Source organism: Variovorax sp. F042, from assembly GCF_057814215.1.
Genome location: NZ_JBVASX010000001.1, coordinates 1619867 through 1635017, shown reverse-complemented (window position 1 = coordinate 1635017; position 15151 = coordinate 1619867). Strand labels below are relative to the sequence as shown.

Here is a 15151-nt window from a genome sequence, read left to right as displayed (position 1 = left end):
GGTGCCCGTCAGGGCATGTCGACGATCTCGATCCAGTTCGGGTTCTTGCCCACGTCCAGGTGCTGGGGCTTGCCCAGCACACCGGTGGCGACGTCGATGGCGTAGAGCGAGATGCCGTTCGACTCCTGCCCTGCGGCAATCAGGTAGCGGCCGGTGGCATCGATGGCGAAGCCGCGCGGTGTTTTCTCGGTCGGGGTCTGTCCGAGCGGCTGAAGCTGCCCCGTGGCGGCATCGACCTTGAATGTCGAGAGAGTGCTCGACGTGCGCTCCGACGCGTACAGGTAGCGCCCGTCGGGTGTCAGGTGCAGGTCGGCGGCCCAGGGCTTGCCGGTGAAGCCGGCGGGCAGCGTGGTCGTGCTCTGTTCGAGCTTGAGCGTGCCGCGCGCGGCATCCCACGCGAACACGTGCAGCGCCGCGTCGAGTTCATCCAGCAGATAGACGTGCCGCTGCGCCTTGTCCCAGACGAAGTGGCGCGGGCCCGCCTTCGCGGCGGTGGTGGTCAGCGGCGGATCGTTGGGCGACAGCAATCCTTTCTCCGCATCGAAGCGCCAGCTCGACACGTTGTCGCCGCCGAGGCTGGTGGCGAGCACGAAGCGGTTGCTCGCGTCCGCATGGATCGCGTGCGCGTTGGGCCCGGTCTGGATCAGCTGGTGAATAGGGCCCACCGCGCCGTCTTTTCCGACGGCGTTGACCGTGATCTTGCCGCCCTGATACGAGGCCGCGAAGAGCCACTTGCCGCTCGCGTCCAGGTCGATGTTGGCCATGCTGTCGGCCAGCGGCGCCTCGCCGAGCTTCTGCAGTTTTCCGGTGGCGCCGTCGATCGACAGCGCGGTCACGCGAAACGGCTGCGAGCGCAGCGCGGCATACAGCATGCGCTTGTCATGGCTCACCACCATCGGCATCACGGTGCCGCCGACGTTCAGCGTCTGAACGGGCTTGAGTGCGCCCTGGGCCCGGTCGAGTTCGAGCACCGAGATTTCCTGGCTGTCGGCGTTCGACACATAGACCCAGGTCGCGGCCGAGGCCTGGCCGATGGCGGCCAGCCACAGCAGCGATGCGATGGTTGTTTTCTTCATGGCTGTGCGGCTCAGGGCTTGATGTTGAGCTTGGTGATGAGCTGCTTGAAGTACACGTTGTCCTTCGCCAGCGTTTCCTTGAACGCAGCGCCGTCGGTGTAGACGTAGCCCAGGTTCTGCTTGTCCATTACCTCGTGCATCAGCGGCTCGGCGGCGGTCTTCGCTGTGATCTCGCGCAGCTTCGCCATCACTTCGGGCGGCGTGTTCTTCGGCGCGCCGAGGCCGCGCCAGGTGCCGATCGACAGGTCGATGCCGCGCTCCTTGGCGGTAGGCACTTTCTCGAAGCCCTTCACGCGCTTGTCGGCCATCACCATCAGCACCTTGAGCTTGCCGCCCTGCACGTGCGTCGTCACCTCGGCCGGGCTCACCGCCACGGCTTCGATGTGGCCGCCGAGCAGCGCCAGCACAGCGGGTGCTGCGCCCTGGAACGGAATGTGGCCGAACTTGGCGCCGGTCTTGTCTTCCAGTGCTGCGGCGGCAAGGTGCCAGATCGAGCCGTTGCCCGAATTGCCCACGCGCACGCTCTCGGGTGATTTCTTCGCGGCGGCGAGGAATTCCTCGATGGTGTTCCATGGCGCATCGGCCTTCACCGTGATCGCGGCCGGGTCGGCGTTGAGCTGTGCGATGGGCTGGAAGTCGTCGTAGTTGAACTTGGCCAGGCCCAGATGCGGCAGCGTCAGCAGCTCGACCGTGAGCACCGCGAGCTTGTAGCCGTCGGGCTTGGCGTTGATCACTTCCGTCCAGCCGATGGCGCCGCCCGCGCCGGGGCGGTTGACGATCACGATGCTCTGCGAGATGTGCTTGCGACTCGCTTCGGCGAATGCGCGCGCCAGGCCGTCGGTGCCGCCGCCGGGCTGGTAGGGCACCAGCAGCTCGATCGTGCGGTTCGGAAAATCGGCCTGCGCCGCGGCCGGCGCGGCCAACCCGAGCGAGAGCGCGGCCGTGGCCGAGAGGGCGGCGATGCCGCGAAGAAGTTGGCTTCTCTTCATGATGTCTTTGTCTCCGTTGTTGATCTGATCCTTCAGCCCCGGGGGTGTTTCCTCTGTGGGCTTCCTCACTGTCCTCGCGCGTCAGGGCATGTACTGGCCTCCGTTCACCTCGATCACCTGCCCGGTGACATAGCCCGAGAGCTGTTCCGAGGCGAGATAGAGGAAAGCGCCCACGCATTCCTCGGGCTCGCCGATGCGGCCCATCGGAATGCTGGCGCGGAAGTTCTCCAGCATCGCGGGCGTCGAGAAGCGGTCCTGGAACGGCGTCTGGATGACGCCCGGTGCCACCGCGTTCACGCGGATGCGGTCGCCCACCAGTTCCTTCGCCAGGCCGTGCGTCGCCGTGCTCACGAAGCCCTTCGAGCCCGCATAGAGGTATGCGGCCGGCCCGCCGCCGGTGCGCGCCGCGACAGAGGTCACGTTGATGATGTTGCCGCCGCCCTGCGTGCGCATCAGCGGAACCACCTCGCGGCAGAACGCGAGCACCGAGCGCGCGTTGATGTGCATCACCTCGTCGAACAGTGCATCGTCGAACTCGGCGATGGGCACGCGCTTGACCAGGCTGCCGGCGTTGTTCACCAGCACGTCGATGCGGCCGAACTGCGCCGCGGCCTGCTTCACGCAGTCGCGGATCGCGGCCGTGTCGCGCACGTCGGCCTTCAGCGCGAAGGCTGTGCCGCCGGCCGCGCGGATGGTGTCGACCACGCGGTTCGCCGCATCGGCCGAGCTGTTGTAGTGCACCGCCACACGCATGCCGCGTGCGGCAAAGGCGATGGCCACGGCGGCGCCGATGCCGGTGCTGGCACCGGTGACGAGCGCGGTCTTGTCCTTGAGGTCTTCCATGTCGTCGCTCCGTGTCTGAAGGGAATGAAAAGAGTCAGGTGACCGGGGCCGGGTTGAACAGCACCAGCGCGTTGTGCAGCTTCCAGTGCTCGGCCCAGGTTTTCTTGCGGCCGCTGGCCACGTCGAGCATCAGGTGGAACATCTCCCAGCCGATGTCCTCGATGGTGGCGTCGCCGTCGGCGATGCGGCCCGCGTTCACGTCCATCAGGTCGTGCCAGCGGCGCGCGAGGTCGCTGCGCGTGGCGACCTTGATCACCGGCACTTCGGCCAGGCCGTAGGGCGTGCCGCGGCCGGTGGTGAACACGTGCAGGTTGATGCCGGCCGCCAGCTGCAGCGTGCCGCAGATGAAGTCGCTGGCTGGCGTGGCAGCGTAGATCAGGCCCTTCTGCGTTGCCTTCTCGCCGGGCGCGAGCACGCCGGTGATAGGAGCCGAGCCCGACTTGACGATGGAGCCCATCGCTTTCTCGACGATGTTCGACAGCCCACCCTTCTTGTTGCCCGGCGTGGTGTTGGCGCTGCGGTCGACGCGGCCCTTCTCCAGGTAGGCGTCGTACCAGGCCATCTCGCGGATCATGGCCTCGGCCACCTCGGGCGTGGATGCGCGCGAGGTGAGCTGGTCGATGCCGTCGCGCACCTCGGTCACTTCCGAGAACATCACGGTGGCGCCTGCGCGCACCAGCAGGTCGGTGCAGAAGCCCACGGCGGGGTTGGCGGTGACGCCCGAGAAGGCGTCGCTGCCGCCGCACTGCACGCCCACCACCAGCTCGCTGGCGGGCACGGTTTCGCGCTTGCGCTTGTTGAGCCGCGCGAGGTGTTCCTCGGCCTGCCGCATGACCGAATCGATCATCGACATGAAGCCGACGTGCTCGTCGTCCTGCAGGCAGACCACGTCGAGTTCCGCGTCACCTCGCTTGCCTTCGTCTTCGCCGCGCTTGTCGACGATGGGAATGCTCCCCGGCGGCAGCAGGCGCTCGGGCTGCAGCTTCTCGCAGCCCAGGCTCACCACCATCACCTCGCCGCCGAAGTTCGGATTGAGGCTGATGTTGCGCAGCGTGCGGATCGGCACGATGGCATCGGGCGCATCGATGGCCACGCCGCAGCCGTAGGTGTGCGCCAGCGCCACCACGTCGTCGACGTTCGGGTATTTGGGCAGCAACTCGGCCTTGATGCGCTGCACCGCGAAGTCGGTCACGCCGGCCACGCACTGCACCGTCTGCGTGATGGCCAGGATGTTGCGCGAACCCACCGAGCCGTCGGCGTTGCGGTAGCCCTCGAAGGTGTAGCCCTCCAGCGGCGGCAGGGCAGGGGGCTTGACCGTGGCGATGGGCAGGCCGTCGAGCTCGGGCGCGGTCGGCATGCGCATCACGCGCTCGTGCACCCAGCTGCCGCGCGGCAGCGCCTTCAGCGCGTAGCCGATCACCACGTCGTAGCGGCGGATGGCGTCGCCTTCGGCCAGGTCGACCAGCGCGACCTTGTGGCCTTGCGGCACGTTGTCCGCCAGCCGAAGGCCGTCGGCGAACTCCGCGCCGGCCTTCAGCCCGCCGTCGTTCGCGACGATGGCCACGTTGTCTGCCGCGTGGATGCGGATGTAGAGCGGTGGGCGGGTGGGTTCGGACATCGTGGGCTCCTTGCTTACTTCACGACCATGAACATGCTGGGCAGCCAGGTCGAGAACGCGGGAACGAATGTGACTACTCCCAGCGCAAAGATCAATGCCCCGTAGAACGGCCAGATGGTCTTCATCACCGTGCCCACAGACACCCCGCCGATCGCGCAGCCGACGAACTGCGTCGTGCCCACCGGCGGCGTGTTCAGGCCCAGCGCGCAGTTGATCAGCATCACGATGCCGAACTGCACCGAGGTCATGCCGTAGTGCTGGGCAATTGGCAGGAAGATCGGCGTGCACAGCAGGATGGTGGCCGCCATGTCCAGGAAGGTGCCGAGCACGAACAGGATGATGTTGATCAGCAGGAAGATCACCCATGGCGTGCTGGTTACCTGCGACAGCATCTCGCCCGTGAGTTCGGCCACGCCGTACAGGCTGATGAGGTAGCCGAAGGTGCTGGAGATGCCGATCAGCAGCAGGATCACGCCCGTGGTGCGCACCGCCTTCGAGGCCGCCTTGATGAAGTGTTCCCACTTCAGCGTGCGGTACACGAAGATCGTGAGGCCCAGCGCATACAGCACCGCCACCGCCGCAGACTCGGTTGCCGTGAACACGCCCGACAGGATGCCGCCGAGGATCAGCACCACGATGAACAGGCCAGGCAGCGCCGCCGCGAACGAGCGCGCCACGATGGACCAACCCGGGAAGCTGCCGGCCGGATAGCCGCGCTTCACCGCCACCAGGTAGGCGGCCGCGAGATTGCTGATGGTGAGCACGGCCGCCGGCAGCAGCGCCGCCAGGATCAGCGCCGCGATCGACACCTTGCCGCCGGCTGCGAGCGAATAGATGATCAGGTTGTGGCTGGTCGGCATCAGCGCGCCGACCAGTGCCGCATGGGTCGTCACGTTGACTGCGTAGTCGGCGTGATAGCCCTCCTTCTTCATCATCGGGATCATCACGGCGCCCATGGCCGAGACGTCGGCCACGGGCGAACCCGAGACGCCGCCGAACAGCGTGCAGGCCACCACGTTCGACATGCCGAGGCCGCCGCGCACGTGGCCCACGAGGTCGCGAGCCAGGTTGACGATGCGGTCCGCAATGCCGCCGTAGAGCATCAGCTCGCCGGCGAAGATGAAGAACGGAATGGCCAGGAACGAGAAGATGCCCATGCCGGAGGTCATCTGCTGGAAGCCGACCGCCAGCGGCAGGCCTTCATAGAGCAGCGTGGCCAGGGCCGACAGGCCGATGGAAAAAGCGACCGGCACGCCCAGCAGCAGGAAGAGCGTGAACGAGATGCAGAGAATGAGCAGAGGAATGGTCATGGTGGCTCAGGCCCAGGCAGGTTCGACTTCGCGGCCTTGGGCGAGCGCGATGATGTGTTCGATGGAGAACATCACGATGAGGACGCCCGACACGGCGGCGGGCACGTACTTCCAGCCCTCGGAGATCCAGAGCGTGGGCAATCTGTAGTCCCACACCGATTCGGCGAGCGAGGCGCAGTTCCAGGCCATGGCAATGCCGAATAGCAGGATCAGTGCGTGGATGAGGTATTCCATCTTCAGCCGCAGCCAGTCGGGCGCGAGCACGAGGAAGGATTCGAGTCCGATGTGGCCCGCGTCGCGCACGCCCACGGCCACGCCGAGCATGGTGACGTAGAGCACCAGCAGCAGCGCGAGGCTTTCGGCCCAGGTGGGGGTGTTGTTGAGCACGTAGCGGCCGAACACCTGCCAGCTCACGGCGCAGATCACCGCGACGAGGCCGAAGATGCCCAACCACATGCAGGCACGTGCGAGGGTGCGGCAAAGTTTGGTGTACATAGATTTTCTTTGCCCTTCCCCCGAGGGGGAAGGAGGGGAGCAGGTCGAGTCGACGAGGGCGGGCTTACTTCGTGTCCTGCACGCGCTTGACGAGGTCTTTCAGCTTCGCGTCGGTGATGAACTTGTCGTACACCGGCTTCATCGCTGCCTGGAACGGAGCCTTGTCGACTTCGATGATCTCGGCGCCGCCGGCCTTCACCGTGGCCAGCGACTTCACTTCACGCTCTTCCCACTGCTTGCGCATGTAGGGCACCGATTCCTTGGCGGCCTGGCGAATCCAGCCTTGCTCTTCGGTCGAAAGCTTGTCCCACACGCGCTTGGAGAACAGCAGCATCTCGGGCGCCATCGAGTGCTCGGTCTTGCTGTAGTACTTGGCCACTTCGAAGGCACGCGCGCTTTCATACGTGGGGTAGTTGTTCTCGGCGGCGTCGATCAGGCCGGTCTTCAGGCCCGTGTAGACCTCGCCCATCGGCATTGGCGTGGCGTTGGCGCCCATGGCTTCGAGCATCGACACCCACAGGTCGGACTGCTGCACGCGGACCTTCAGGCCCTTCATGTCGGCGAAGGTGCGCACCGGCTTCTTGGCCGTGAACATCGAACGCGCGCCGCTGTCGTAGTAGGCCAGGCCGATGAAGCCCTGCTTCTCGCACGACTTCAGGATCTCTTCGCCGATCGGGCCGTCGAGCACCTTGTGCAGATGGTCGACCGAACGGAACAGGAAGGGCATGGTCGGCACCTGCGTCTCGGCGCAGATGTTGTTCATGGGCGCGATGTTCACGCGCACCATCTGCAGCGCACCGATCTTGGTCTGCTCGATCGTGTCTTTCTCGCTGCCGAGCGAACTGTTGTTGAACACCTTGATGCTGTGCTTGCCGCCCGACAGCGCCTTCAGGCGCTCGCTCATGAACTTCACCGCGGTCACGGTGGGGTAGTCGTCGGGGTGGATGTCGGCCGAACGGAACTCGGTGGCGTGTGCAGCCAGTGTGGTCAGCGCGGCTGCGGCGCACGCGGAAAGTGCGATCAGGGTCTTGGTGAATTTCATTTGTCTCATCCTCTGCTTGGTGGTTGTCGAAAAAGGTTCTTCAGGTGCCGAAGGCTGGTTCGGGAACACCCGCGATGCCGGTGCCGGGCCGCAGCGCGAACACGCCGCCGGCCAGCGGCTGGTCCGACAGGTCGATGCCGCCGGGGCGGATCGAAGTGACGAACAGGGTGTCGAGGGCCGGGCCGCCGAAGGCGCACATCGCGGGCTTCTTCACCGGCACTTCGAGCGAGCGGTCGAGCCGGCCGTCGGGCGTGAAGCGGTGCACCAGGCCGGCGTCGTTGCCGCAGATCCAATAGCAGCCGTCGGTATCCATGGCGGCGCCGTCGGGGCGGCCGGGCAGGGGCTTCATGTCGATGAACAGGCGGCGGTTGCTTGGCGTGCCGGTTTCCGTGTCGTAGTCGAAGGCCCAGACGGCCTGCACCGTGGGGTGCGAATCCGAGAGATACATCGTGCGGCCGTCGGGGCTGAAGGCCAGGCCGTTGGGCACGATGAGGTCGTCGAGGCGCAGAGCGGCGCTCTTGTCGCCCTTGCCGTAGCTGTAGAGGCGGCCGACGCGTGCGCCCGCCGCCATGTCCAGCAGCATCGTGCCGGCCCAGAAGCGGCCCTGGCGGTCGCAGCGGCCATCGTTGAAGCGCATGGCCGGGGCCGCGTGCTCGACCGGGGCGAGCGAGGTGGCAGCCAGCGTGCCGTCGGCCTGCGGCTTCAGCGAGAACAGGCCGCTCTCCATGCCGGCGATCCATTCGCCGGGCGCGTCGGCGCGCGGCGCGATGCAGGCGATCATTTCGTTCGCCGTCCACTGCGCGTGGCCTTCGCTCGCGTGCCAGCGGTTCAGCGTGCGCGCGGGAATATCGACCCAGTAGAGCGCCTGTTCGGCCGCGTGCCACACCGGACTCTCGCCGGTGCCGTTGCGTGCGTCGAGAACGAGCTCAGCTTGCATCGCCGAAGGGGCCCTGTGCGGTGAAGGCGCCGCCCTGGTAGATCGCGTTTGGATCGGTCGGCGCGACGGGCGGCTGTGCCTCGACCTTGTCGCGGAACACCTCCGAGCTGTCCTGCGGCACGAAGCCCAGGTGCGCGGCCGCACTGTTGTCCCACCACACGTCGCGGTTGTTCGACATGCCGTAGACCACGGTGTGCTTCACGTCAGGCGTGAACAGCGACTTCTCGATCAGCGAGGTCAGGTCACGGTAGCTGAGCCAGGTGCTCATCATCCGGCGGTTGGCCGGTTCGGGGAACGACGAGCCGATGCGGATGCTCACGGTCTCGATGCCCCAGCGGTCGAAGTAGAACTGCGCCATGTCCTCGCCGAAGGACTTCGACAGGCCGTAGTAGCCGTCGGGCCGGCGCACGGCATGCGCGTCGATGTGCTCGCTCTGCTTGTAGAAGCCGATCACGTGGTTCGAGCTCGCAAACACCACGCGCTTCACGCCGTGGCGGCGCGCGGCCTCGTAGACGTTGAAGATGCCCTTGATGTTGGCTTCGAGGATTTCCTCGAACGGGCGCTCGACCGAGACGCCGCCCAGGTGGACGATGGCGTCGCAGCCTTCGAGCAGCGCATGCACCGCGGCCTTGTCGGAAAGATCGCAGGGCACGACTTCCTCGTGCGCATCGGCGGCCGGGGCCAGCGACGCGATGTCCGACAGGCGCAGCACGTTCGCATAGGGCTTGAGCCGCTCGCGCAGCACCTTGCCCAGGCCGCCGGCCGCGCCGGTCAGGAGGAGGCGGTTCATCTTGTTGTCGTTCATCGTTGCCTGTCCATACACGGAAGAGTCATGGTTTCCGAGGGCCCGCCGTCACGGTGCTTTTCTGAAAGCGGCCGGTACGATGCCGACGGAGCAAGGTCGAAAGGGCGCTGCATGTCGGTGCCGTGGAGACCGGAAAGCCGCTGGCGGAATGGCCGGCGGCGCCAGGAGTTGAGTGATAAGTTATCTGTTGTCGTACAACTAGTTTGAGGATTATCATCGTGGCCATGGTTCAGACGACTGCGGGTAATCCCTTGATATCGGAAGCGGAGGCGCCGGCGGAAACGGCGTCTGCTGCTTTCGTGGGCCGTCCGCGTCAGCGCGCACGCGGCCTGGCGCATGGGCTGGTGGAGGACCTGGGCGAGAAGATCCGCAACCAGTCGCTGCGGCCCGGTGACAAGCTGCCGACCGAGTCGGCCATCATGCAGGCCTATGGCGTGAGTCGCACCGTGGTGCGCGAGGCGCTGTCGAAGCTGCAGGCCGGCGGGCTGGTCGAGACGCTGCACGGCGTGGGCACCTTCGTGCTGCAGCCGCGGGCCGGCGGGGTGTTCCGCCTCGATCCCGGCGAGATCGCCGCCTCGGTCGACGTGCTGGCCGTGCTGGAGCTGCGCATCAGCCTGGAGACCGAATCGGCCGGCCTCGCCGCCACCCGCCGCACCGACGAGCAACTGGTCGCCATGCGCCAGGCGCTCGACGACTTCGAGCACAACGTGGCAGTGGCGGGGGACACGGTGGCGCCCGACTTCCGCTTTCACCTGCAGATCGCGCAGTCGACCGGCAACCCGTATTTCGCCGACATCATGCGGCACCTGGGCACCACGCTCATTCCGCGCACGCGCATCAGCGCCATCCGCACGCACGAGGGTGGTGGCGCGCCTTACCTGAGCCGCGTCAATCGCGAGCACGAAGAGATCTACGCGGCCATCGCGCGCCGCGATCCCGAGTCGGCGCGCGCTGCCATGCGCATCCACCTGACCAACAGCCGCGAGCGGCTGCGCATGGCGCAAGAGGCCGCGCAGCAGAAGGCGAAAGCCGATGCGGCTGCCGGCGCGGGTGCGGCCGCACCGTCGCCTGACGACGCTCCCTCCCGCTGAGTTTTTCTTGTCTTGCCCGCTGGACAAGTTGTTTTTCTAGTTGTACGATGACTGATAACTCGCACGGCCAGCCGTGCGCAGCCATGACGACCATCGAACAACAGGAGGCAGCATGTCCATCAATCGACGCGGCGCACTTGGCGCCGCACTGGCCACGACGCTGGCCGCCAGCCTGCCCCTGCGCGCCATTGCGCAGGGCACGCAGGGCGGCACCGGCAACTGGCCCTCGAAGCCAATCAGGATCATCGTTCCGTACCCGCCGGGCGGCTCGTCCGACATCATTGCGCGGGCCATCAGCCAGCCGCTGTCGGAGGCGCTGGGCCAGTCGGTAATCATCGACAACCGCGCGGGCGCCAACGGCAACCTCGGCGCCGACCTGCTGGCCAAGGCGCCGGCCGACGGCTACACGCTGATGCTGTGCGACCTCGGCGCGCTGGCCATCAGCCCGTCGCTGTACCCCAAGCTGCCTTTCGATCCGTCGAAGGACCTGCGCAGCGTTTCCATGCTGGCCTATTCGCCGCACCTGCTGGTGGTGCACCCCTCGGTGCAGGCCAGCACGCTGAAGGAACTGGTCGAGCTCTCGAAGAAAAGCGATCTCAACTTTGCCGTTACCGCCAGCGGCAGCACCGCGCATCTCGCGGGCATCGAACTGCAACGCAAGGTCGGCGCCAAGTGGGAATACGTGCCCTACAAGGGCGGCGTGCAGGCCGTGCTCGACACCGTGTCTGGCCAGACGCAGGTGCTCATGAACGGCATGCTCGCGACCTACCCGCAGGTGCAGGCCGGCAAGCTCAAGCTGATTGCCGTGTCCAAGGCCACGCGCATGCCGCTGATCGGCAATGTGCCCACCATCGCGGAGCAGGGCGCGCCCGGCTACGAGTCGGGCACGTGGCAGGGCGTGGTCGCGGCGCGCGGCGTGCCTGACGCGGTGATCGCCCGGCTCAACAAGGAACTGGTTCGCATCATCCGCACGCCCGACATCCGGGCCCGCCTCGCGGGGCAGGGCGCCGAGGTCGTGACCATGACCGCGCCCGAGCAAGACCAGTTCTTCGCCAAGGAGCGCGCGCGCTGGGCGCAAGTCATCAAGGAAGCCAACGTCAGGCTCGACTGACCGGCTGCTTCCCCCCTTTTTCTTTTCTCAAATCTTCACTGGACGATTCCCGATGAACCCGCAAGAACTCAAGACCATCATGGGCTCCGGCCTGCTCTCGTTTCCGCTGACCGACTTCGACAGCAACGGCGACTTCAACCCGGCGGGCTATGCCAAGCGCCTCGAATGGCTCGCCCCCTACGGCGCGAGCGCGCTGTTCGCGGCCGGCGGCACGGGCGAGTTCTTCTCGCTCACCGGCGAGGAGTACCCCGGCATCATCAAGACCGCAGTGGACACCTGCCGCGGCGTGGTGCCGATCATTGCCGGCGCAGGTGGCCCCACGCGCTTTGCCATCCAGTGCGCGCAGGCCGCCGAGAAGGCCGGCGCGCACGGCATCCTGCTGCTGCCGCACTACCTCACCGAAGCCGGCCAGGAAGGCCTGGCCGCGCACGTCGAAGCCGTGTGCAAGAGCGTGAAGTTCGGCGTGATCGTCTACAACCGCGCCACCAGCCGCCTGAAGCCCGACACGCTGGCCGGCCTGGCCGAGCGCAACCCCAACCTCGTCGGCTTCAAGGACGGCGTGGGCGACATCGAAGCCATGGTCGCCATCTACCAGAAGATGGGCGACCGCTTCGCCTACCTGGGCGGCCTGCCCACGGCGGAGGTCTATGCCGCCGCCTACAAGGCAATGGGCACGCCGGTGTATTCGTCGGCCGTCTTCAACTTCATTCCGAAGACCGCCATGGATTTCTACAAGGCCGTTGCCGCCGACGACCTGCCCACGCAGCACCACCTGCTGAAGAACTTCTTCATGCCCTACCTCGAGCTGCGCAACCGCGTGCCGGGCTATGCCGTGAGCATCGTCAAGGCCGGCGCAAAGATCGTCGGCCACGACGCAGGCCCCGTGCGCGCACCGCTCACCGACCTGAAGCCCGCGGAGATGGAACAGCTCAAGGCGCTGATCGACGCGCTCGGCCCGCAGTAAGCCTGCAGCGTCGAACACCACAAACAACAACGGAGACAAGACGCCATGTTCCTCAAGAAGTTTTTCCTGATCGCCGCTTCGGCAGCCCTGTTCTCGGCCTGCTCGATGATGCCCGCGGGCAGTGCGGCACCGGCCGCACCCGAAGTGGCTGCCGCCGCCGAACGCCTGCGCATCGCGATGGTCGACCCAACCCCTGCCGCACTCGGCGCGCTGGTGTCCGACGACCTGAGCTACGGCCACTCGGGCGGCAAGGTCGACACCAAGGCCAGCTTCATCAGCGACCTGCTCGACGGCAAGTCGGACTTCGTGTCCATCGCCATCACCGAGCAGACCGTCAAGGTGGTCGATGCCAACACCGCCATCGTGCGCCACACGCTCACGGCCGACACCAACGACTCGGGCAAGCCCGGCAAGGTGGCGCTGAAGATCCTCGGCGTCTGGCAGAAGCAGGGCGGAAGCTGGAAGCTGCTCGCCCGCCAGGCCGTGAGGATCTAGTCCGCATGAAGAAGAGACTCCTTCTTGCCGCGGCCCTCGCGGCTGCCTCGACCGCGCTGCTGCCCCTGCATGCCTCGGCGCAAGCCGATGCATGGCCGCAGCAGAAGCCGGTGACCATCATCGTGCCGTTCCCGGCTGGCGGCTCCACCGACATGGTGGCGCGCGCAATCGCGCTGCAGATGCAGACCAAGCTCGGCGGCAGCTTCGTCGTCGACAACCGGCCTGGCGCCACAGGCACCATCGGCACCGGCTTCGTCAAGCGCGCGGCGCCTGATGGCTACACGCTGCTGGTGTCCTCGCTCGGCGCCTTCGTCGTCACGCCGCACCTGCAGAAGAGCGTGCCCTACGACGCGACCAAGGACTTCGACTACATCAGCGTGCCCGTGCAGGCGCCCAATGTGCTCGTCGCTAACGTCGCGCGGCCCGAGCACACGGTGGCCGACGTGCTGGCGCTGCTGCGCAAGACGCCGGGCAAGGTCTCGTTCGCGAGCTCGGGCAACGGCTCGTCCGACCATCTCTCGGCGGAACTGTTCTGGCAGCAGACAAAAACCGAAGGCGTGCACGTGCCCTACAAGGGCGGCGCGCCGGCGGTCAACGACCTGCTGGGCAACCAGGTCGACTTCTCGTTCCAGAACGTGAATGCCGTGCTGCCGCACATCCGCGCGGGCAAGCTGCGCGCCATTGCCGTTACCGGCGACAAGCGCTCACCCGTGCTGCCCGACGTGCCCACGCTGGCCGAAGCCGGCGTGAAGGGCGCGGAGGTCTATTCGTGGCAGGGCATGGCCGCACCCAAGGGACTGCCGCCTGCCGTCAAGAAAAAGCTGAGCGACGCCGCGATTGCCGCCATGCAAGACCCCGAGACGAAGAAGCGCATGCTCGACCAGGGCCTGGAGATCGTTGCCAGCACGCCCGAAGAATTCACCGCCTTCCAGTTGCGCGAATGGGCGCGATGGAAGACATTGATCGACACCCGCCACATCACCGCAGACTGAGGCACCGAGCCCGAAGATGACAAGTCCTGAATCCGTTGTTTCCAAAGTCGTGTCGGGCGCCCCCGTCGTCACCGGCATGCGCGTGGTTCCCGTCGCGGGCCACGACAGCATGCTGATGAACCTCAGCGGCGCGCACGGCCCGTTCTTCACGCGCAACCTGCTGATCCTGACCGACAGCGCCGGCCACACCGGCGTGGGCGAAGTGCCCGGCGGCGAGAAGATCCGCCAGACGCTCGAAGACGCGCGCGACCTCATCGTCGGCCAGCCCATCGGCCGCCACAACGCGGTGCTCAACAGCCTGCGCAGCGCCTTTGCCGGCCGCGACAGCGGCGGCCGCGGCCAGCAGACCTTCGACCTGCGCGTGACCATCCATGCGGTGACGGCCGTCGAGGCCGCGCTGCTCGACCTGCTCGGCCAGTTCCTCGAAGTGCCCGTGGCAGCCCTGCTCGGCGAAGGCCAGCAGCGCGATGCGGTGCAGATGCTCGGCTACCTCTTCTACGTGGGCGACCGCAAGAAGACCGATCTGCCGTACGAGACCGACCCCAACGCCGACAACGACTGGTTTCGCCTGCGCCACGAAGAAGCGATGACGCCCGAAGCCATCGTGCGCCTGGCCGAGGCCACGCATGCGCGCTACGGCTTTACCGACTTCAAGCTCAAGGGCGGCGTGTTGCGCGGCGAGGAAGAGGTCGAGGCGATCCGCGCGCTGCACGAGCGCTTTCCGAAGGCGCGCGTCACGCTCGATCCGAACGGCGGCTGGCTGCTGCAGGACGCGATCCGCCTGTGCCGCGACCTGCACGGCGTGATGGCCTATGCAGAAGACCCGTGCGGCGCCGAAGGCGTGTTCTCCGGCCGCGAGGTCATGGCCGAGTTCCGCCGCGCCACGGGCCTGCCCACCGCCACCAACATGGTCGCCACCGACTGGCGCGAGATGGTGCATAGCCTCTCGCTGCAGTCGGTCGACATTCCACTGGCTGATCCGCATTTCTGGACCATGCAAGGCTCGGTGCGCGTGGCGCAGCTGTGCCAGGCCTGGGGCCTGACCTGGGGCTCGCATTCGAACAACCACTTCGACGTGTCGCTGGCGATGTTCACGCACGTGGCGGCGGCTGCGCCGGGCAAGGTCACGGCCATCGATACGCACTGGATCTGGCAGGATGGCCAGCGCCTGACGAAAGCGCCATTGCAAATCGAAGGCGGCTTCGTGAAGGTGCCGACTCGCGGCGGCCTGGGCATCGAACTCGACATGGACGAAGTCGAGAAGGCGCACCAGCTGTACCTGAAACATGGCCTCGGCGCGCGCAATGACGCACAGGCGATGCAATATCTCATTCCCAACTGGACTTTCGACAACAAGCGCCCGTGCATGGTGCGCTGAAGGAA

At 66.6% G+C, this 15151-nt stretch carries 15 protein-coding genes; 6 read left to right on the top strand and 9 right to left on the bottom strand.

Features of this window, described 5'->3' with window-relative positions; genetic code table 11:
* Positions 1-8 precede the first annotated feature (8 nt).
* The 9 genes from ACZYSP_RS07915 to ACZYSP_RS07875 form a co-directional block, all read right to left on the bottom strand.
* Complete coding sequence (locus ACZYSP_RS07915) at positions 9-1076, bottom strand: lactonase family protein (RefSeq protein WP_489013543.1); 1068 nt, start codon at positions 1074-1076, stop codon at positions 9-11.
* Between the two features lie 11 nt (positions 1077-1087).
* Positions 1088-2065, bottom strand: a complete 978-nt coding sequence (locus ACZYSP_RS07910) for a tripartite tricarboxylate transporter substrate binding protein (RefSeq protein WP_489013541.1) — start codon at positions 2063-2065, stop codon at positions 1088-1090.
* 81 nt (positions 2066-2146) lie between these two features.
* Complete coding sequence (locus ACZYSP_RS07905; protein WP_093077767.1) at positions 2147-2908, bottom strand: SDR family NAD(P)-dependent oxidoreductase; 762 nt, start codon at positions 2906-2908, stop codon at positions 2147-2149.
* A 34-nt stretch (positions 2909-2942) separates the two neighbouring features.
* Positions 2943-4526: a galactarate dehydratase gene (garD, locus tag ACZYSP_RS07900; RefSeq protein WP_489013539.1), complete on the bottom strand. Its 1584-nt coding sequence runs from the start codon at positions 4524-4526 to the stop codon at positions 2943-2945.
* 14 nt (positions 4527-4540) lie between these two features.
* Positions 4541-5836 (bottom strand): TRAP transporter large permease, encoded by a 1296-nt coding sequence (locus ACZYSP_RS07895; protein ID WP_093051379.1) that lies wholly within the window; start codon positions 5834-5836, stop codon positions 4541-4543.
* A gap of 6 nt (positions 5837-5842) precedes the next feature.
* On the bottom strand, positions 5843-6331 hold the full coding sequence (locus ACZYSP_RS07890) for a TRAP transporter small permease (protein ID WP_093051376.1): 489 nt from the start codon (positions 6329-6331) through the stop codon (positions 5843-5845).
* A gap of 64 nt (positions 6332-6395) precedes the next feature.
* Positions 6396-7373, bottom strand: a complete 978-nt coding sequence (locus ACZYSP_RS07885; protein WP_093051373.1) for a TRAP transporter substrate-binding protein — start codon at positions 7371-7373, stop codon at positions 6396-6398.
* A 40-nt stretch (positions 7374-7413) separates the two neighbouring features.
* Positions 7414-8310, bottom strand: coding sequence for an SMP-30/gluconolactonase/LRE family protein (locus ACZYSP_RS07880; RefSeq protein WP_489013535.1), 897 nt, complete (start codon positions 8308-8310; stop codon positions 7414-7416).
* On the bottom strand, positions 8300-9115 hold the full coding sequence (locus tag ACZYSP_RS07875) for an NAD-dependent epimerase/dehydratase family protein (RefSeq protein ID WP_093177001.1): 816 nt from the start codon (positions 9113-9115) through the stop codon (positions 8300-8302). Before ACZYSP_RS07875 ends, ACZYSP_RS07880 begins: the two co-directional genes overlap by 11 nt.
* 224 nt (positions 9116-9339) lie before the next feature.
* On the opposite strand from ACZYSP_RS07875, the gene ACZYSP_RS07870 reads away from it, so the two are divergent.
* From ACZYSP_RS07870 to gudD, 6 genes are all read left to right on the top strand, one after another.
* Entirely contained in the window at positions 9340-10206 is an 867-nt protein-coding gene (locus ACZYSP_RS07870; RefSeq protein WP_093177002.1) for a FadR/GntR family transcriptional regulator, read from the top strand.
* 112 nt (positions 10207-10318) lie between these two features.
* The gene (locus ACZYSP_RS07865) at positions 10319-11317 is read left to right on the top strand and encodes a Bug family tripartite tricarboxylate transporter substrate binding protein (RefSeq protein WP_258353884.1); all 999 of its coding nucleotides are present in this window, start codon (positions 10319-10321) and stop codon (positions 11315-11317) included.
* Positions 11318-11369: 52 nt separating this feature from the next.
* Positions 11370-12281 (top strand): 5-dehydro-4-deoxyglucarate dehydratase, encoded by a 912-nt coding sequence (gene kdgD, locus ACZYSP_RS07860; RefSeq protein WP_093051358.1) that lies wholly within the window; start codon positions 11370-11372, stop codon positions 12279-12281.
* Between the two features lie 45 nt (positions 12282-12326).
* A complete protein-coding gene (locus ACZYSP_RS07855) occupies positions 12327-12776 on the top strand; it encodes a nuclear transport factor 2 family protein (protein ID WP_093051355.1) in 450 nt (149 codons plus the stop codon).
* 5 nt (positions 12777-12781) lie between these two features.
* Complete coding sequence (locus ACZYSP_RS07850) at positions 12782-13768, top strand: Bug family tripartite tricarboxylate transporter substrate binding protein (protein ID WP_093077761.1); 987 nt, start codon at positions 12782-12784, stop codon at positions 13766-13768.
* A 16-nt stretch (positions 13769-13784) separates the two neighbouring features.
* The gene (gene gudD, locus ACZYSP_RS07845; protein WP_093051348.1) at positions 13785-15146 is read left to right on the top strand and encodes a glucarate dehydratase; all 1362 of its coding nucleotides are present in this window, start codon (positions 13785-13787) and stop codon (positions 15144-15146) included.
* The last annotated feature ends 5 nt before the right edge of the window (positions 15147-15151 follow it).